Here is a 19,686-nt window from a genome sequence, read left to right on the forward strand (position 1 = left end):
GAACCCACTGTGTCGCTGTTTGACAAGCGATTGTCTGAGATACATAGCGCCCTGCGCGCAAAAGAGATTTCGGTAACGGATCTGGTGCAGGCTTCCATCGCTAGCATCAAGGAGCATGACGGAGAAATCAAATCCGTCCTGCATGTAGATGAAGAGGGAGCCTTGGCTCATGCCCGTCAATTGGACGAGCGTCTGGTCAAGGGAAATGAGGAGCTGGGTCTTCTCTACGGCTTGCCTGCCGGACTGAAGGACAACCTGGTTACAAAAGATGTTCGCACGACTTGCGCGAGCAAATTTTTGGCGAACTACGATCCTGTCCATGACGGAACTGTTTCCAAAAAGGTGAAGGATGCCGATGCGGTCATCGTTGCGAAGCTGAACATGGACGAGTTTGCGATGGGCGGCTCCAACGAAAATTCCGGCTTTTTCCCGGCGAAAAACCCGTGGAACACCGACTACGTTCCGGGAGGCTCTTCCGGTGGCTCAGCGGCGGCAATGGCTGCGCGTCATTTTTATTTCACACTAGGTTCTGATACAGGTGGCTCCATCCGTCAGCCTGCTGCTTTTTGTGGCGTTGTCGGCTTGAAGCCTACGTATGGACGTGTATCCCGTTTCGGTCTGGTTGCGTTCGCGTCCTCGCTGGATCAAATCGGGCCGGTGACGAAAAACGTAGAGGATTCCGCCTATGTGCTGCAAGCAATTGCGGGACATGATGAATACGACTCTACCTCTGCCAATGTGGACGTACCGGATTACTTGTCCGCATTGACTGGAGATGTAAAAGGACTGCGTATCGGGGTACCGAAAGAGTTGATCGGAGAAGGGATTGACCCTGAGGTTCGCGATGCTGTTCTGGCAGCATTGAAGCAGTTGGAGAGCATGGGTGCTACATGGAGCGAGGTTTCCATGCCGCATACAGAATACGCAGTGCCAGCTTACTACCTCTTGTCTTCGTCTGAAGCTTCGTCCAACCTGGCTCGTTTTGACGGCGTACGTTATGGTGTGCGTGCAGACAATGCGGCAAACCTGATCGAGCTGTACAAGGAATCTCGCAGCCAAGGCTTTGGCCCAGAAGTGAAGCGCCGCATCATGCTCGGAACCTACGCGCTCTCTTCTGGTTATTACGATGCTTACTACAAAAAGGCGCAGCAGGTACGCACCTTGATCATTCAGGACTTCAACAACATTTTTGCTGACTACGATGTCATCCTGCACCCAACTACGCCTTCTACGGCTTTCAAAGTAGGCGAAAACGTAGATGATCCGGTGAAAATGTATCTGGAGGATATTTGTACCGTTCCTGTAAACCTGGCTGGTCTGCCAGCAATCAGCGTGCCGTGCGGATTCTCCAAAAACGGTCTGCCGATCGGCTTGCAGATCGTAGGTCGTGCATTTGACGAATCCACCGTATTGCGCGTAGCCCATGCGTATGAGCAAACAGCAGGCTTCTACGGCCGCAAACCGGAATGGGTGAGGGGGTAAGAGCATGAGCAAGTACGAAACTGTCATCGGCTTGGAGGTTCACGCCGAGCTATCGACCAACAGTAAAATCTTTTGCGGCTGCCCGACTGAATTTGGTGCACCGCCGAATACACATACATGCCCGATCTGTTTGGGACATCCAGGTGTATTGCCTGTAACGAACAAGCAAGCGGTAGAATTCGCGATGAAAGCAGCACTCGCCCTCAACTGCGAGATTTCCCGCGAGACCAAGTTCGACCGCAAAAACTACTTTTATCCAGACTCGCCAAAAGCGTACCAAATCTCGCAGTTTGACCAGCCGATCGGCTACAATGGCTGGATCGACATCGAAGTAAACGGTGAGACGAAGCGCATTGGGATCACTCGTCTGCATCTGGAAGAGGATGCGGGCAAGCTGACGCACAGCGATTTTGGCGGAGAGTCTCTCGTAGACTTCAACCGCGTCGGGGTACCGCTCGTCGAGATCGTTTCTGAGCCAGACATCCGCACACCGGAAGAAGCGCGTGCGTATCTGGAAAAGCTGAAAGCGATCATTCAGTACACGGAAGTATCTGACGTTCGCATGGAACAAGGCTCCCTGCGTTGCGACGCTAACGTTTCCATCCGCCCGTATGGTCAAGAAGAGTTCGGAACCAAGGCTGAGCTGAAAAACATGAACTCCTTCCGCAACGTGCAAATGGGCTTGGAGTACGAGGTACAGCGTCAGACGGAGGTAGTTTCTTCCGGTGGCAAGGTCGTTCAGGAAACTCGTCGTTGGGACGAAGCGAACAAGAAGACGTTGACCATGCGTTCCAAAGAGGAAGCGCACGACTATCGTTACTTCCCAGACCCGGATCTGGTTCGCATGCAGATTTCCGAGGAGTGGATTGAAGCGGTTCGCGCAACCATTCCAGAGCTGCCAGATGCTCGTCAGGCGCGCTATGTGAACGAGTTTGGCCTGTCTCGGGATGATGCCGGAGTCATTACGATCTCCAAGGAGACGGCTGATTTCTTTGATGAGACTGTGAAAACAGGAGCAGAGCCAAAGTTAGTAGCGAACTGGCTGATGGTTGACCTGTTGGCACACCTCAATGCCAATAATCTGGTGTTTGCTGATGTGAAAATGACACCAAAAGGCTTGGGTGAGATGATCAAGCTGATCGGGGACGGAACCATTTCCTCCAAAATCGCCAAAACTGTCTTCAAAGAGATGGTGGAGACCGGCAAAGAGCCGAAGCAGATCGTCGAAGAAAAAGGACTCGTCCAAATCAGCGATGAAGGCGCTCTGCGTCAAATCGTCGTCGATGCGGTCAATTCCAACCCACAAGCCGTGGCAGACTTCAAGTCCGGAAACGAAAAAGCAGCTGCTTTCTTCGTTGGACAGGTCATGAAGCAAACCAAAGGCAAGGCAAACCCTGGAATGGTCAACAAGTTGATTCAGGAAGTATTGAACAGCCTGTAGGGCAAAACATACGACAGCACTTTCTCTGTAGGGGGAAAGTGCTGTTTTTTTGTGCTGTGATCTATGCTAAATAGTGGAAAAAAAGTAAGATAGAATGCGTAGCTATTATCATAATTGATTAGGAGAAATGTTCATGACACAAAAATGGAAAAGTGCGACGGCTGCTTTTGCAGTGACAACCATGCTGCTGGGAACGGGTGCCCAGGCATTTGCTGCAAGCCCGGAAATGATCTTGAAAAATGCTGAAAACCCGTCCGAAGACCAAGTCAAGCTACCTGCTCGAGCGGTAGAGATTGTCGGTGCGCTGGAGAAGCTGGAGCCTGCTTTGAAAACTTTGACGGTGCGGGAAGTCTTCATTTCCGAGCAAGATGAAAATCAAGTGGTCTTGACTATGCATCATCCAGACAACATACACGAGGATGCGTATATCCTTTTTGATCGCAATAGCGGCGAGATGGTTGATTTCGAGGCTGCCACTATCATTTGGGATCAGAAAGAAAAAGCAACAGATGAGGCTATTTTGCAAAAAGCCGATAAAGCCGTTGAGGAGTTGCTTGGATCGAAGAAACGGAGCATGACGGATGCCCCACAATTGTCAACATTCGTGGAAGATCAGGAAGAGCCGTTTGAATACCGAAATGTCTATTATCCGATTCTGTTGAACGGTCTGGAAATAGAAGGAATGCGTTTTGGGATAGACGTAGACATGGATTTCGCCGGTCATTTAATCGGGGTCTCGTTTGAACCGCTCGATTTGAAGGGAGTTCAGGTTGCTGACCCGAAAAAAGCTGTCACAAAAGAGGCGATCCAGAAGCAGATTTTTACACCTGAACGGATCCAGTATGGTTATGTGTGGGAAGGCAGTGAAGGTAAGCCTGGATTAGTGTATAAGCTAAGAACATCTCCAGTATTTGATGCACTGACAGGCAAGCAGATCGTTGATGGATGGGGGGAAGAAAACGGGGAAGGCAAGCTAAATGCTCCTGATCTAAAAAATATTTCCTTGAAGCCCCAGGCAAAGCCATTCATTGAAAAAAATGCAACGGATACACAAATTTTAGAGCGACTGTTTGGAATAGATACGAAGAAGACGTATCCGACCTATCGAAAGGAGGAGCAGGATGGCATAATCTATCATTATTGGGCGAACTATGTTGAAGTGAATTACGCTTCGGTAGTGGAGGACAAAATGACAGGAGAGATTGGCGGTTATCTATTTTGGACGCATATCCCAAATCTTCCTGCTCCGCTCACCAAAGAACAGTCGTTACAAAAAGCGATTGCTTTCTTGGAGCCTTATGCTAAAAAATCCGAATGGCAAGTCGAAATGTACGAACAGATCAAACCAGAAGATCCACTGGCTATGAAGCTTCTATCGAATAAGGATAACAAGCAAGAGACAGAAGAAAAGAAATCTGTCGAGCAGTATGGCTTTTTATTTTTTGAGAAACAAAACGGTATACCAGTCATGGAGTATTCCTATGGGGTAGTTATTGATCCAATGAAAGGACAAGTCGCAGAGTTCCTAGCCTCAGTTCCCGCAGAGGATCGCAAATATCCTGTGCTCAAACCATCCGTAACAGACCAGCAGGTTGCTGAAATTTTTGCCAAACAAGTACCGGTGAAGCTGACTTACATCTGGCCGACATCCAGTGATTATGATGCTCCCATTCTTGCCTACAAACTCGATACCAGCAAAGGCTGGCCAACCGTAGATGCTGTAAACGGATCGTTCAAATGGAGTGAGTCCGAGGAATAGTAGCCCGTATAGAAATACGAGACAGGAAGAGAGAAAGGCTTGATCAACATGTTCATAAAAGGCTTATCAATTGTTCTAACAGTAGCAACGATACTCTTTGGAACAAGTGGATCGGCATTGGCTGCAAGCCCTGAAATCCTCCTGAAAAGCACAGCAGCTCCAGCTCCAGAAGAAATCAACCTCCCGGAAGGCGCCGCTCAAATCGTGGCTGCTTTAGAAGAGCTGGAGCCCGAATTAAAAACGTTGACAGTGCGAACCGTTAAACTGAGGACGGGTAATGAAGTAGTCTTGTACATGAGCCATCCAAAAGATGAGTACGTTGGAGCCTCTCTCGTTTTTGATAGGGAAACCGGGGAAATGCTCAGCTATAACGCAGCCCTGGAAATTTGGAATGCTAAAGGGAGAGTAACGGACGAGGTTTTATTGCAGCGTGCAGAAAAACTTTTTCTCGCCGTACAATGGTCAGATAAACGGAAAATGACAGGTACTCCTAAATTATCGCAAATTGAGGAGAAGCGTTCCGAGATAGTCAGATTTCGGTACATAGAATATCCTGCTATGCTGAATGGTTTGGAAGTAGATAGAGGGATCCTGACTGGCATATACATGATTACGGATTACGAAGGTCATCTTGTAAGTTTGTCTTTTCATCCACTTGATTTGGAAGATACCAAGGTTCCTGATCCAAAATCGGCATTGGCACCAGAAGCCGTCATAGAGCAGTTATTCACCCCCGATCATTTCGACTACGGATATGTTCAGGAAGGGAGCGGCAGCAAACCGAGTATACATTATGCATGGAGAACTTCACCATTTATAGATGCTGTAACAGGAAAGCAGATTGAAGCGCCTAGCGGATTAGAGATCGTAGACGATGGAAAACGAAATCCTGTCTATGTGAAGAACATTACGATCACTCCAAAAGAGAACTCACTTATTGTCTCAAACCGGGCTGATGCAGAGAAAATTGTTACGAATTTGTTTGGAACAGATAAAAAGTTCACGAATATGCCCTATGATGCAAGGAATAGTTGGGGAGACTTCGTTTATTCTTGGACAGATCGTGGTGGGGTGGATATTCTCCTTAAGGTGGACGAATCTACTGGACAGGTTATCAATGCTATGGATTGGACACGAAAGGAAAACCTATCTATTCCATTGACGAGGGAAGAAGCACTAAAAAAAGCGATTGCCGTCCTTGAATCGTATGCTTCGATTTCGGCTAATGAATGGCAAGTAGAGATATTCGATCCATATAAACCTGCGGTGTTGGCCGACTGGATGATGGAATTAAATCAGGTTAAGGAAAGACATACAGATAATTATTCATTCAGGTTTCATAGGCTCCAAAATGGTCTGCCTGTGCTCGATCACCATTATTGGGTCGTGATCGAAATGAAGAGCGGCCAAGTCGTATATTTCTCTCCAACTATACCGAACGAGGAAGGTGGACTTCCAGTACTTAAACCATCTGTGACTGCACAGCAAGCTGCTGATCTGGCAGCAAAGAATCTTCCGCTCAAGCTGTCCTACTTCTGGCCAACCTACAATGGCAAAAAATCTCCTTATCTTCAGCTCGTCTATACAATTGATACTTATAAGGGCTGGCCAACCGTAGATGCAGTAAGCGGGAAGTTTGAATGGAGCAATAACCTAAAAGAAGTAAGGCGACCATAAATCGCCTTACTTCTTTCGGTTTACTTTCCTGCTTTATTCTCAAGTCCAGCCTGAATTTGTTCCAGGACGGATACAGCCTCGCGCTCATTTCGCTCAATCGCCTGCAACAACGCAATAGCCTGCTTGCCCTGCTCTGCATCGTTCGGCTCGCCCCCGGCCGGGAACGGGAAGAGCTTGCTTAACGTGTCAAAGTCATCGGCAATCGCCCCGTACAAGCTAGCCGCTTCTTTCATCAGCGGACGAACCTCATCAAACACAGAATCTGTCCACGTATCAACGATTTCGCTCCAGAAAAGAGAGGCGTAGCGACGTGCATCCCCGTTTATCACGGTCGTATACGCGTTGCCATTCGGCTCAACCGTTCCCTTTTCATAGGCTTCCTGCCAAGCAGCATAGGCAGCTAGACCATTGGCGCAGCTCGGGTCCTGCGGTTCTTCTCCACGATAATGAACGAGTGCAGATTGGAGAGCATTTGCGAGCATCGTGCGTTGATCGATCGGAATCGCATGATCGATGGCAAGGACAAACAACTCCTCGAGGATACCTCGCCCCAAGCTTTCATAGGGAATGGTACTATCGTTTTGGCAGTTATCTCCTGCGTAAAACATTCTTTTTTCATCATCATAGCCGTAGATCAATCCGAACTCTGGCATGAACAGGTCCCAAGCAAGTACAGGATGCCCTTTGTCGATGGAGCGGTGCACCAGTTCCAATGCTTCTGGCAGGAGGACAGACAACTGGCGCTTTTCGCGTGCCTCCGGGCTCAATAGCGAGGGAGCAACTTGATTGGCATTAATGGTTGGTTCACAGGAAAGATGATACGAGGTGACGGCACGAGATTCAAAGCCCATGTTTTTCAAACCCTGCTGCAAGACTCGTTGAAAGTGAAACATCGTCGGGCCTGCAATATGGATATTTCCAGGAACGATCGTCAAGCGAAAGGCGTGGCCGCTCAGGCCAAGTATCATCGGCAAAGACATTTTTCGTTCGGTCGATTCTACCAATCCGTATAGTGCCGCTGCGCAAGTAACCCAAGTAGGCATCGTGAATGCTTCTGGCTTATTCAATACTTCTTGCTTCATACTCCCCGCAACCTTTCTCGTCTTCATGTATTGATCAACAACGACACGAGTTTTTTCCTGAATCAGTTTTTTGCGAGAACGCGATAGCACTTGGTAGACATTCGCCTGGGACATCTGGAACATGTGGGCGATCTCATGAGGGGCCAAATGATCAAAAAAGTGAGATTCCACAATGCGCCTCTCCCGAGGATTGAGGCAGTGCAACAGGCTCCTGATCGTTTCAAACAGTTCACGCCGAACCATGACCTCTTCGGGATTGGTGTTCTGCGCAGAGTGTGACCAGGACCGTCCCAGCCTGTGCAGAATACTGTCGAGGTCCTCCCAGTCAGTCGGTTCCTGCTCCTGCGTTTGTTTGCCCAGACTCGAGAAAACGGTTTCCCTTTTTTGCGACCCCTTCGAAAGTCGTGTGTACGCCTGATTGCGCACAATCCGATGCAGCCAGGGAAGGAAACGTCGGCTGTCCACCAGTGTCCCAAGGTGCAAAAAGGCGCGAATGAGAGCATCCTGAACGATGTCTTCGGCAAGAAAGGCTTCTTGTGTATACGACCGTGCATAGCCGTATACTTTGGAGCGGTGACGTCTGACCAGCTCGCTAAACGCCTCCTGATCTCCGGCCTTTGCCTGTTCTACCAGAGTCTCGTCTTCGATCTGGGTGTGTTCCTCATGAGTCTTGGGCCTGATTATCAAGTGATCCATCGCAAAAACTCCTCGTGATTTGTTGATGTACTGTGTAGACTTCGGGTTCACGGATTTTCTGACACGGGATGCGAAAAAATTTCGGAGTTTTTTTAACCGTTTTGTTTAGTGTAGCAGACAAATAAAGGCAGTGGTTTTTCCAATGGCAGACGACAAAGCAATTTGTAACAATTTCCACTCTCCCCTATAATGAACGTACAGGAAGAAAAAGGAGGATGGAAGTACATGAAGCTCGTTTCTGTTGCAGGAGAAAGTGTGGCAGCTGGAAAAGGTGGATCACCGTCTGATACATTTGATCGTTCCATTGCTACGTGGCAAGAAAACGGTCAAGAAAAAACAATAACCGTCACCTATGTACGTTATTTTGGCAAAGTGCTCGCTGAGCGGGGCATTTACGATCAAGAGGCAGAAGGTGTTCCTGTCAGCCATTTGGTAGCGACGCTGTTTCTAGAAAAGCATCCAGAGGCAAAAGAAACCCGTCATTATATTAACGATACGGAGGATTTCGTCGCGCTGTTTGAAGGCTTTTCCCTGACTAAGTGGAAAGAGCGTTATCCGCTGTAGAATACGAGCGTTACCGTTTTTAAAGTCAAAAGATTCTGATTCGCCAAAGGCACATACGGGTAACTTTTGTGAGGGCATGCTAAGGGCAACCAATTATTGGAGGGAATTAGCATGTTTTCTATTTGGCTGCCACTGGTGATGACATCTTCTGCGCTTGTGTTTGGTGCCATACCTTCGCATGTCCCTGCGACTATGACTTCCTCGGTGGCGTGGATGGTAGCTGTACAGGAGTTTGATGCGTTTTTGCAGGACTGGAAAAAAGGGCAGACGCTTGCGAACCTGCGTCACCCGCTTTTTGATCTCACGGAAGTGTCAGCGGTCTCAGGAATGATGGAGATCATCCGTTTTTCGGGAGAGGCCCACGGGCAAGCAGGAGAAATCACCCTTTCGTTTTACACACTGGAAGGCGACAAGGTCTTTTCGCCCCCAGGCTCCGTGTCTGTCGCGCGAGTCGATGAGAAGCGGCGAGAATTTCATGTCACTGGGGCTATACCGAGGGTTTTGCGCGGGCGGACGGGTGTCGTACAGGTGACGTTTACGGGAGAAAAGCGGGCGTCGTACTTGCTAAAGGTACGATTCTAGTGAAAATACGGGAGAGGAGGGGCTGCTGTTGATTGAGGTCAAGAATGTTAGCAAGCGATTCAAGGAGATCGCAGCGGTCCAGCAAGTATCGTTTCGAGTCGAGGCAGGCGAGGTATACGGACTTCTCGGCGAAAACGGTGCAGGTAAGACAACGACGATGCGCATGATGGCGACGGTTTTGACCCCGACCGAGGGAGACATCGAGATTAGTGGATTTTCCGTTCGACAGCAACCGCTTGAAGTGCGCCGCAGAATCGGCATCTTGTTCGGGGGAGATGTGGGTCTTTACAGCCGTTTGACAGCGAGGGAAAATATCGCGTATTTCGGTCGCCTATACGGATTAGAGCAAGCGAGGCTTGCAGAGAGGATTCACAGTCTAAGCCGGATGCTCGAGATGGAAGATTTTATTGACAGGCGAGTGGGGGCCTTTTCCCGGGGAATGAAGCAAAAGGTAGCGATTGCCCGGACGCTCGTACACGATCCGGATGTCATTTTGTTGGATGAACCGACAACAGGATTGGATGTTACGGCTGCTACCATCTTTCGAAGAATGGTCAGAAAGCTGCAAGAAGAGGGGAAGACGATTCTGTTCTCCAGTCACAACATGGGTGAGATTAACAAGCTGTGCAAAAGGGTTGCGCTCATTCACAAAGGTAAACTGCGGTTCGCGGGGGGATTGGATGCTTTACGCGAGCAGTTTGGGACAGAGGATCTGGACGACATTTTCATGGCTGTCGTGGAAGGGAGCGAAGGCTGATGGGCTCGCATGTCGTTTGGACCGTATTGAAAAAAGAACTGATGGACTTGTTTCGCGATCGCAAGGCGTGGATGGGGACGCTTCTAGTGCCATTACTGGTCATTCCGTTCGTCTTCTTTTTGCTGGGAACGTCCTATAGCAATGTGGAAAAAGAAGCGAGGGAGTACATCCCGTTAGCTGTTCAAGGATCATCTTCGTTGATTACGGTTTTGCAAAAAAATCCTGCCGTTCAAATTCTGGAACCGTCTAATCCAGAGCAAGCACTGCACGCGGGGCAGCTACGCGCTGTTTTGACAATTCCTGCTGGCTTCGATGAGGAGATCGCGGCGGGAAAAACAGCGCAGTTATCGGTTGCCTATGACTCGACCAATCAAAAGTCTGTCTATGCCCGTACGTTGATCGAGCAGACAGTAGAGGCTTACAGCAAAGATGTCGTAGCGAAAAGGTTGAACCAAGCGGGCTTGTCCGAGCAGACGATTCAACCGATTGTCTCCACCTTTCAAAATGCAGCCTCTGAGGAAAGGAAGTCGGGAGGGATGCTGGCTGGCATCATTCCGTTGATGTTGGTAGTCTCGCTCGCATCCGCGGGAATGGCCGCAGCGAATGATCTCGTCGCTGGTGAGAAAGAGCGGGGAACGCTCGAATCGCTGTTGACGGCGCCGATTGCAGCCCAGCACATCCTCACGGCAAAGCTGTTGGCTGTCATGACGATGAGTACCATGGGGGCAGTAGCATCGCTGATTTCTGTCACCCTGGCCATGCGTCTGGGACCAATGGGGACGGAAGGAGATCATTTTACACTCGCCTTCTTTTCGCCTGCCACTTTGGTGGTGCTCATCGTGACGATTTTGTTGTTGGCGGCGCTCTTTGCAGGGTTGGAGCTTGTTTTGAGTACGATTGCCAAGTCTTTTAAAGAGGGGCAGACGTATATGAGTGCTGTCCTATTTTTGGCAATGGTTCCGTCGTATATGCTGATGCCAGTCAGTCCGATCGACATCCCTGCGCATTACTACGTGATGCCTGTGTTTAACGGTGTCGCACTGTCCAAGGAAGTGTTTTATGGCAAGGTCGACCCGATGCATGCGCTCCTGGGGATTGGCTCCTTGCTTGTCTATGTGGTGTTCACTATTTTTCTCGCGTCGCGCATATTCCGCAGAGAAGGAGCGGGGTTAAAGCACTGAACACGGAAATGAACCTGCCTTGTTGCTTCTTTGGTCGCTGTCATTTCGAGAAAGCTGGTGAAATGTTGTGAATCCGCTGTATGTTGGTGTGTTATATATTTTCGGATCGGCTGCTGGCTTTGGTGTCATGTCTATTTTCGCTGTGTACGCCTATGAAGCAGGTGTGTCTGTTTCGACACTCTTGTTTTTGCGGTTTTTATTGGCGACTGCCCTGTTTTTTGGTTTGTTGCTCTGGCGCAAGGAGTCACTTCGCTTGGACAAAAAACAGGTACTCGCGATGTTTTGTCTCGGCGGGATTTTGTACACGCTGCAATCCCTTAGCTTTTTCTCGGCGGTGCAGTACATCCCGACCTCCATGGCGGCTTTGCTGCTGTACACATTTCCGGTGTTTGTTGCCATATTGAGCTACTTCGTCGAGAAGGAGCGGTTGACGAAAAAGACTGTCATCGCCATGCTGATTACACTCGTCGGACTTGGACTGGTGCTCGGCTTGTCATTTGGCGGGATTCAGCCAGTTGGCGTATTGTTGGCTCTTGCTGCGGCGTTGTTTTATTCCGTTTATATTGTCGTGGGGAATCGGGTGGTAAAGGGCGTTTCGTCCTATGTAACGTCTGCGTACATCGCCCTGTTTGCTACCATTTCTACTTTTTTCATTGCGCTAAAAGACGGAGGTGTTGATCTGTCTTTTGCGGTACAAGGGTGGTGGGCGCTGCTGGGGATCGTTGTTTTTTCTACGGTGGTCGCCATCAGTTTTTTCTTCCGCGGCTTGCAACTGATCGGGTCAACCAAAGCGTCGGTGCTAAGTACGCTGGAGCCTGTTGTCACGTTTGGGTTTTCGGCGTTGTTGTTTGGCGAAGCCTTTAGCCTGCTCCAACTGTTGGGAGGATGTGCAGTGCTCGTCGGTGCTGCGCTGATTGTTTCGGGGAAAGGCGGGGAGTCAGAGCTGGCACCCAGTCAGGCTTCTTCATAAGGTTATACCAAAAAGACGCTCTTGCTGTGAGACTTCACGTGCAGGAGCGTCCATTTTCTTTTTATGTGGCCCGATCAGGATTCGTTCATCTGTGAGCGGATTAACCAGCCCGCACCGTACACACCCGCATCATTGCCGAGTTCGGCCGGAACGATCTCTGTGGACTCGACGACGTAGGTGAATGGAACAAAGCGTTTGAATGATTCACGAATTCGGGAAAAGAGGAAATCACCGGCTGCAGCCACGCCTCCACCGATCATAAACTTCGCGGGATTCAGTACATTCGCCAAATGAGAGAGAGCGAGACCGAGATAGAGCGCCACTTGATCGATAATCGCGAGAGCCGCTGCGTCTCCTGCTACGGCTGCTTCGAGGACATCCTTGGCGGCAATGTTTCCTTTGGCGGCTAGTACAGCGGCAAGCGCCGGGCTTGATCCATTCGTAGCTGCAAAGCGCCCTTCACGAATGATAGCAGTCGCAGACGTATATGTTTCGAGGCAACCTGTTTTGCCGCAATTGCAGGGGGCACCGCTATCCGGGGTCATGGTGATGTGACCGATTTCGCCCCCAACACCGTTGATGCCATGGATGACCTTTCCATTCAAAATGACGCCTCCCCCTACACCGGTGCCGAGTGTAATCAGAACGAGGTCTTGCGCCCCTTGGCCTGCACCTTGCCACATTTCTCCGAGAGCTGCGACATTGGCATCGTTGTCGACCGCGACTGGCAGACCTGTAAGGGCTTCCAATTTTTCTTTTAATAAAACGGGTTGGCGCCAGTGAAGATTCACCGCTTGGAAGACGATTCCCTTCTCGCCATCGACGGGGCCGGGTACTCCCACACCGATTCCGCAGACTTGTGAAAGAGAATAGTCATGCTGCCCAAGAAGATCATGAGACATGTCTACGATTTTTTGCAAAATGCCATCCTCGCCGTCCGCAACAGGCGTCGGTTCTTGGGTTTTTGTAACCAGCTCGCCGTCTGGCGTAATCAAAGCCATCTTGATTGCAGTGCCACCCACATCTACTCCCACGATGATCTTCTTCACAAGCGTCTCCCCTATCTCCTTGTTTTCCATCTTTTTCTATCTTATCACGCGATATGGAGCATAGCGATTCCCAAAAATGGCTATACAGGATATGATGGAAGAGAGTACCCCCGTGAGCGAGGGAAGGAAGAAGGGATCTGCCTTGAAACGAGCCAGATTAATCTACAATCCAAGCTCCGGCCGGGAGATCGTGCGTCGGCGATTGCCGGAAATCCTCGATTTAATGGAGTCGGCCGGATATGAAACTTCATGCCATGCGACCAGAGGGGAAGATGATGCGACAGAAGAAGCTGCTCGTGCAGTAGCTCGCGGTTTTGACGTCATCCTGGCCGCTGGTGGAGATGGAACCATATATGAAGTAGTCAATGGGATGGCAGAGCATAAAGCACGTCCATCTCTTGGAATAATCCCCTGCGGAACAAGTAATGATTTTGCCCGAGCGGTCGGTATACCGAAATCGATCACGCGTGCAACGGAGATTGTCGCCAAGGGCAAGAAAAAACGCATTGACCTGGGGCGCATCAACAACCGCTATTTTATGAATATCGCGGGTGGCGGCTCGCTGACGAATTTGACCTACGAGGTCCCGAGCAAGCTGAAAACGCTAATCGGACAAATGGCGTATTACGTCAAAGGATTGGAGAAGCTGCCGTCGCTGCACCCGATCCGTGTTCGTCTGGAGAGCCGCAAAGAGGTGCTGCTGGATGAAGAAATCATGGTGTTCCTCATCGCCAATAGCCGCTCGGTAGGCGGTTTTGACAACATCGCTCCGGAAGCCGATTTGTCAGACGGCAAGCTAGATGTCATCGTCGTGAAGAAGTTGAATATTGCGGAGTTTATTCGCTTGGCGACACAGGCAGTTCGCGGCGAGCACCTGAAGGACCCAAACATCCTGTATTTCCAGGCAGATTACATCAAAGCCACTTCGCCGGGCGGAGAGACGGTTCAGCTCAATCTGGACGGAGAGCTGGGCGGACAGTTGCCTTGCGTGGTGGAAGCATTGCCGGGGCATATCGAGTTGTTCGTCCCGTAAGAAGATAGTAAAATGAATAGCAATAGCCGTGGGGATGCCGCTTTTCGCTGTGCATCCCTGCATGCTTCCAGGAGCGAAAACGAAAACCTATAGAGCAAGATAAAAGGAGCAATAGATAGTGGCGAAGACAACAAAGAAGCGGCGCGGTCCGCATCCGACAGCCAAAGTGGAGCTGGACGTCCCTGTACGTGTCGGACAAACCGTGGAAGTGGAGATAACCGGACTGAACCACGAAGGAGCAGGAGTCGGCCGGATTGAAGGATATACGCTGTTCGTGGATGGCGCACTTGCAGGAGAGCGGGTTCATGCGCGCGTCGATCATGTGAAGAAAAACTTCGGCTTTGCCAAGCTGACGGAAGTAGTAGAAGCGAGTACCCATCGCTTCCAGCCGCCCTGTCCACTGTACGACCGTTGCGGTGGCTGTTCGTTACAGCATCTCGCATACGAGGAACAGCTACGTCACAAGCAGCAAATCGTGCGGGACAACCTGCGGCGCATTGGCGGTTTCCAAGTCGAAGGGGAAGGGGCTATTACCGTTCATCCGACACTTGGTATGAGTGATCCGTGGCGCTATCGCAACAAAGCACAAGTACCGATTGGCGAGGAAAACGGGGCGTTAGTCGGTGGCTTTTACGCGGAGAAATCTCACTCGATCATCGACATGAACGAATGCCTCATCCAGCACCAGGCGAATGATGAAGCAGTGGCAGCCGTGAAGCAGGCGGCGACCAAGCTGAATATCAAAGCATATGATGAGGTACGCAATACCGGATTGCTCCGCCATGTGGTTGTAAAGGTGGGCGTAAAGACTGGGGAAGTCATGGTCGTGCTCGTAACGACTGAGGAGCAGATTCCGCAGCGAGATGAGCTGGTGGAAGCGATTCGTGCACAGGTAGCTGGCGTGACGAGTATCGTGCAGAACATCAACCCGGATAAGACGAATGTTATTTTTGGCAAAAAGACCGTGACGCTCTGGGGCAGTGATGTAATTTACGATTATATCGGCCCGATCAAGTTTGCCATTTCGGCACGTTCGTTTTATCAGGTCAATCCTGCTCAGACAGAGGTGCTGTACAACAAGACGCTGGAGTACGCGGGTGCGACTGGTACGGAGACGGTCATTGATGCGTATTGCGGCATCGGGACGATTTCGCTCTTTTTGGCGCAGAAGTCCAAGCATGTGTACGGTGTGGAGATCGTGCCGGAAGCAATTGCGGATGCGAATCGGAATGCGCAGTTGAATGGTGTGGAGAATGCGACGTTTGAGGCAGGGCCTGCGGAGGTTGTCATTCCTGCTTGGAAAGAGAAGGGCATACGGGCGGATGTGATTGTGGTTGACCCGCCGCGCAAAGGCTGTGATGAGGCGTTGTTGACGACGATTTTGGAGATGCAGCCGGAGAGAGTGGTTTATGTTTCGTGTAATCCTTCTACGTTGGCAAGGGATTTGAAGGTGCTTTCTGACAGTTATACAGTGAAGGAAGTGCAGCCGGTGGATATGTTTCCGCATACGGGGCATGTGGAGTGCTGTGTGCTACTGGTGAGGGAATAGTTGCAGAAAACAAAAATAGTCCGCTGCTGCCGTACAAAGTCTGCCACTTAGCAAAATAAGTTGCCGTTGAGTCGACCGAATTTCAGGCATGTACCCTGATTTTCGTTCGGCTCTTTATCCTTCTTTTCCTCTTGCGTCTCCAAATTGAGAGCTTCGACCCTCTTGTCTTATCAACTTTTCTAGATTTTTTAACCTGTTATTTTCCCTAACCTTAAAAATCTCTATCGTCATGTATGTAATTGATTTATATTAAAGTGGAGGAAATTTCTGTATAATAAATCTACTATAGCCTTTGATGTGCATAGGGAGTCTACATATTTGATGTTTTTATTTCTCTATCAGTAGGAACTTATATGGACGGAGGAATATCGTTGGTTAATTATAACTATCACAAATTATTAGAACCTATGGAGTTTCAAAAATTCTCAAGAGATGTCATACAAATGAGAGACAATATTTTTTTAGAGTCATATAAAGAAGGAAAGGATCAAGGGATTGATGGAGGCTACTTTCACCAAGGCAGTACGATTATTTTTCAAGCGAAAAGATGGAAGTGCGACTATAGAACCCTATATAGACATCTCAAAAATGTTGAAAGAGAAAAAGTCGAAAAATTAAATCCTGATAGGTACATTTTGGCGATAGCAATGGATCTTTCTCGGCTAGAAAAAGACAAAATTAAAGAATTATTTCATCCTTATATTAAAAGTAGCGATGACATTCTTTGTGAAAGTGATTTTAATAATTTGCTTGGGCAAGACAAATATAAATCGATAGAAAAAAAATACTATAAATTATGGATGCCAAGTACCAATGTGTTGCAAAATTTGTTAAACAGCACGCAACACGGTGTGTTGTTATATGAATCTGCAAGAGAATTTGAGGAAGCCTTGAGAAGAGCGGAAGTATTCGTGAAGACGAAACCATACAATAATGCACTAAAAAAACTTGAGGAAAAGAAAGTTGTTCTTATTTCAGGGGAACCTGGAGTAGGGAAGACCTCAATTGCATATCAACTGGGAAGATATTTTATTCAAAGCAAAAGATATACAGCTTTCTATTGGGTTAAATCGGTAGATGATATTTATGTGGCATTAAGAAGTGAAGAAAAAAAAGTTATTTTATTTGATGATTTTTGGGGAAGCATTTTTCAAGAGAGTTCAGTTTCTGGAAAAGATGAGCAGCGGTTGGCAAAAATTATTGAACGAATAAAAGACGACAAAAATAGCGTCTTAATATTAACGACTAGAGAATATATTTTAAAACAAGGTTTTAAAAAGCATGCAGACCTTAAAGACGTAGTTGAAAAGTATAAGCTTGAGTGTAGGTTGGATGAATATAGAGATGTTGAAAAAGTAAAGATTTTTTTTGGGCATTTAAAACAGTCAAAATTAACTTGGCAACAAACAGAAGAAATGTTTCACGAACACAAAAAAATAGTAAAGCATGCCAATTATAATCCACGAATCATTGAAATGTTTCTACGGAATGTTGATATAAAAGAACATCCCCAAGAATTTGTGGAAAATTTTTGGGATTATTTAGAGTGCCCTGAAAATTTTTGGCAAGCTATATTTAATAATCTATCAACAGAGGCAAAGTTATTATCTATAATTTTATTAATTTCACCAATACCCATCCAGAGTAATAATCTAAAGGAAATGTATAATAGATGCCTGAAACAAATGGATAATGTAATTGAAAAAAAGAGTTTTCAGGAATGCATTGCAGAATTAGAGAGAACGGTTATTAAATCACTAGCTTTTGAAGAAGAGAGTACCATTATTATCAAATTTCAAAATCCTTCGGTACAAGAATATTTACATAGTTACTTACATCATCATATAGATCATTATTTTGATATTTTATTACATGGAATGTGTTATTACAATCAATTAGTATATTTATTAACTGATTTCTCTAATGACCTATCAGATGAGAAATATAGAATAGTATTGAAGAAGTGTATTGATAATTTTGAATCAATGCCTCGGATTACGAAAAATTTTATGGATTTTTTAGATGATAATGAGTTTGAATACTTCGAGGCTAAAATAAACGGAAATAGTACATTTCATCAATTTTATGATTTGATATGTTGTTATGGAATTAGGAAGCTAAGCGAGTATCAAGCTTTTTTTGAAAAGTATATAAAAAAATTCAGTAGCCAATTAGGAAATTTCGACCTGGTAATTGAAGATGAAGATCTTGATATTTATCCTCATGTGATAAAAAAGTGTATCTCCATTGGAATTTCCTTTAGTGGTTTAAATATAATCAAAGCTTATTATGATAGAATTTGTTATGAAAATCGGTTTCTAGACATCATTGATTTTAAGGGGGTTTTTCCCAAGGAGTATCAAGTTTTCCTCACAGACTATAGAGAGAAAATTAAAACTTATTTGGAAGAATATTATATTGACAAGCTGTATTATTATTTGGAAATGGATGATGTATCGCATTTCAAATATTTATGTTCCGAAATTCCTGAGCAGTTGGATATTTACGGACTCGCATATACTTCGGAGTTTAAATCAATAATTGAAGAATATTTGGGGGCATTGGATGAAGCTGCTGCGGTAGTAGAAGAATGTGATGATTATCAAGAAGAGAATCAAGTTGGAGAATCAGAATTAGCCTATAATGAAGTAGTTAATATTTTCAAAAACGATATATTTGGCGAAAATTCTTTCTTTTGGGAAGAAGATTTACAAGATTATATTCGAAATAGTGTTTTAAGTGAGTCTTTAAAAAACGAACTGATAGAATTAAAAGAAAAGGACGAATGCTGGTATATTCATGAATTTTTAAAAGATGAAATGTCATTTTTGTTTCTAGAACGAAACTTAATTGACGAGGGAGTGTTATATAAGAATGCAATGTTGTTTACTTTTCAGCTAATCGCCAATATGTCATCCTGTAGTGATATACCCAACCAACAATTAATTGGATTTCTTATAGAGATTTGTCCAGATATTATGTATCGCGAAAATGCAATGTTAACCAAAGAAGAAATAATGTCGACGGAAGCATACAAAATACATTTTGAAGATGAGGAACGATTTTTTGAGCAACTAGTAAAATGCGGATTGTTTGTTGAACAAGGAAAATGGTACGAATTAGTCAATATCCTTCTTGTTATGATGCCGTTTGGTTTGTTTATCGCAAGTTTGGAACAGGAAGATAAAATTGATTATTATAATTCTATGAATATGGAAAAAGAATGGCCAGTATTACGAGTTAGAAAAAAGAAAACAAGTGCAGTGGAGGGTAACATTTATACAGCAGATATAGGATTCTATTATTTTAAAAACACTGATTGGGAAAGAGTGTTTTTTAAGATGTTCTTTGAGTTTGATCAGGCTGATTATCTTGAATATTACGTAATACCGATGACTCATACTTATTTCCAGGAAGTAAACAGGGATACAGACATAGAGACAGTTGCAATTGTTCTTAAGAATTTGGAATTTACGATCGACATTAATAGGAATGGTGAAAATGTTGGTGATCAGATGTCTGTACCTCCAGTGTGGAGAGTCATTGAAAGTCTTGATATTGGATACATTTTTGACTTGGTCCCTTATAATTTCTCAGAGGAGCAAATGAATTATATAGCTAAAAAGTTTGAAATAATCCGGGAAGGAGAAAGTGAAATATATCGTATTAATTTTGGACGATTAGAGAATACAGAGATAATCTCGGAATTAGAAATAGATATATCTGCTCAGAGAGTCTTCAAAAAAATATATGAAGTTCTGCAAATTTGTTAGTCAAATTAATAAACAATTAGATTGTGGTTTTGGCTAGGGCGTCTAAAGACCGTATATTAAAAAGATTAAAAACAATAAAACAAGCAAATAC

14 protein-coding genes are annotated in these 19,686 nt (G+C 46.5%); 12 read left to right on the forward strand and 2 right to left on the reverse strand.

Going from position 1 to position 19,686, the window contains the following annotated elements:
- Positions 1-9: 9 nt before the first annotated feature.
- The 4 genes from gatA (at position 10) to AB432_RS04035 (ending at position 6,359) form a co-directional block, all read left to right on the forward strand.
- Positions 10-1,482: an Asp-tRNA(Asn)/Glu-tRNA(Gln) amidotransferase subunit GatA gene (gene gatA, locus AB432_RS04020; RefSeq protein WP_048031142.1), complete on the forward strand. Its 1,473-nt coding sequence runs from the start codon at positions 10-12 to the stop codon at positions 1,480-1,482.
- A gap of 4 nt (positions 1,483-1,486) precedes the next feature.
- A complete protein-coding gene (gene gatB / locus AB432_RS04025; RefSeq protein WP_048031143.1) occupies positions 1,487-2,923 on the forward strand; it encodes an Asp-tRNA(Asn)/Glu-tRNA(Gln) amidotransferase subunit GatB in 1,437 nt (478 codons plus the stop codon).
- Between the two features lie 133 nt (positions 2,924-3,056).
- On the forward strand, positions 3,057-4,682 hold the full coding sequence (locus tag AB432_RS04030) for a hypothetical protein (RefSeq protein WP_048031144.1): 1,626 nt from the start codon (positions 3,057-3,059) through the stop codon (positions 4,680-4,682).
- Positions 4,683-4,730: 48 nt separating this feature from the next.
- Entirely contained in the window at positions 4,731-6,359 is a 1,629-nt protein-coding gene (locus AB432_RS04035) for a YcdB/YcdC domain-containing protein (protein WP_048035685.1), read from the forward strand.
- A gap of 20 nt (positions 6,360-6,379) precedes the next feature.
- Here AB432_RS04035 and AB432_RS04040 read toward each other — a convergent pair whose 3' ends face one another.
- Positions 6,380-8,137 (reverse strand): RNA polymerase sigma factor, encoded by a 1,758-nt coding sequence (locus tag AB432_RS04040; protein ID WP_048031145.1) that lies wholly within the window; start codon positions 8,135-8,137, stop codon positions 6,380-6,382.
- A 225-nt stretch (positions 8,138-8,362) separates the two neighbouring features.
- On the opposite strand from AB432_RS04040, the gene AB432_RS04045 reads away from it, so the two are divergent.
- The 5 genes from AB432_RS04045 (at position 8,363) to AB432_RS04065 (ending at position 12,191) form a co-directional block, all read left to right on the forward strand.
- A complete protein-coding gene (locus tag AB432_RS04045) occupies positions 8,363-8,701 on the forward strand; it encodes a hypothetical protein (RefSeq protein WP_048031146.1) in 339 nt (112 codons plus the stop codon).
- Between the two features lie 111 nt (positions 8,702-8,812).
- Positions 8,813-9,283 (forward strand): hypothetical protein, encoded by a 471-nt coding sequence (locus AB432_RS04050; protein WP_048031147.1) that lies wholly within the window; start codon positions 8,813-8,815, stop codon positions 9,281-9,283.
- 28 nt (positions 9,284-9,311) lie between these two features.
- Entirely contained in the window at positions 9,312-10,040 is a 729-nt protein-coding gene (locus AB432_RS04055; protein WP_048031148.1) for an ABC transporter ATP-binding protein, read from the forward strand.
- Positions 10,040-11,221: an ABC transporter permease gene (locus AB432_RS04060; RefSeq protein ID WP_048031149.1), complete on the forward strand. Its 1,182-nt coding sequence runs from the start codon at positions 10,040-10,042 to the stop codon at positions 11,219-11,221. The genes AB432_RS04055 and AB432_RS04060 overlap by 1 nt, the downstream gene beginning before the upstream one ends.
- A 67-nt stretch (positions 11,222-11,288) precedes the next feature.
- The gene (locus tag AB432_RS04065; RefSeq protein WP_048031150.1) at positions 11,289-12,191 is read left to right on the forward strand and encodes a DMT family transporter; all 903 of its coding nucleotides are present in this window, start codon (positions 11,289-11,291) and stop codon (positions 12,189-12,191) included.
- Positions 12,192-12,265: 74 nt separating this feature from the next.
- On the opposite strand, the gene AB432_RS04070 is transcribed toward AB432_RS04065, so the two are convergent.
- Positions 12,266-13,240 (reverse strand): ROK family glucokinase, encoded by a 975-nt coding sequence (locus AB432_RS04070; protein ID WP_048035686.1) that lies wholly within the window; start codon positions 13,238-13,240, stop codon positions 12,266-12,268.
- Positions 13,241-13,382: 142 nt separating this feature from the next.
- Between AB432_RS04070 and AB432_RS04075 the strand changes: the two genes are divergently transcribed.
- The 3 genes from AB432_RS04075 (at position 13,383) to AB432_RS04085 (ending at position 19,595) form a co-directional block, all read left to right on the forward strand.
- Positions 13,383-14,273, forward strand: coding sequence for a diacylglycerol kinase (locus AB432_RS04075; RefSeq protein WP_048035687.1), 891 nt, complete (start codon positions 13,383-13,385; stop codon positions 14,271-14,273).
- A 118-nt stretch (positions 14,274-14,391) separates the two neighbouring features.
- Positions 14,392-15,822: a 23S rRNA (uracil(1939)-C(5))-methyltransferase RlmD gene (rlmD, locus tag AB432_RS04080; RefSeq protein ID WP_048031151.1), complete on the forward strand. Its 1,431-nt coding sequence runs from the start codon at positions 14,392-14,394 to the stop codon at positions 15,820-15,822.
- Between the two features lie 353 nt (positions 15,823-16,175).
- Positions 16,176-19,595 carry an ATP-binding protein gene (locus AB432_RS04085; protein ID WP_082195866.1) on the forward strand — a complete coding sequence of 1,140 codons (3,420 nt, stop codon included), beginning with the start codon at positions 16,176-16,178 and terminating at the stop codon, positions 19,593-19,595.
- Positions 19,596-19,686 lie beyond the last annotated feature (91 nt).

The organism is Brevibacillus brevis (assembly GCF_001039275.2).
Classification (GTDB): Bacteria; Bacillota; Bacilli; order Brevibacillales; family Brevibacillaceae; genus Brevibacillus; species Brevibacillus brevis_C.

Coding starts and splice junctions, on each gene's coding strand:
- gatB (WP_048031143.1), top strand. CDS start 1,487: ATGAGCAAGTACGAAACTGTCATCGGCTTGGAGGTTCACGCCGAGCTA.
- AB432_RS04030 (WP_048031144.1), top strand. CDS start 3,057: ATGACACAAAAATGGAAAAGTGCGACGGCTGCTTTTGCAGTGACAACC.
- AB432_RS04035 (WP_048035685.1), top strand. CDS start 4,731: ATGTTCATAAAAGGCTTATCAATTGTTCTAACAGTAGCAACGATACTC.
- AB432_RS04040 (WP_048031145.1), bottom strand. CDS start 8,137: ATGGATCACTTGATAATCAGGCCCAAGACTCATGAGGAACACACCCAG.
- AB432_RS04045 (WP_048031146.1), top strand. CDS start 8,363: ATGAAGCTCGTTTCTGTTGCAGGAGAAAGTGTGGCAGCTGGAAAAGGT.
- AB432_RS04050 (WP_048031147.1), top strand. CDS start 8,813: ATGTTTTCTATTTGGCTGCCACTGGTGATGACATCTTCTGCGCTTGTG.
- AB432_RS04060 (WP_048031149.1), top strand. CDS start 10,040: ATGGGCTCGCATGTCGTTTGGACCGTATTGAAAAAAGAACTGATGGAC.
- AB432_RS04085 (WP_082195866.1), top strand. CDS start 16,176: ATGGACGGAGGAATATCGTTGGTTAATTATAACTATCACAAATTATTA.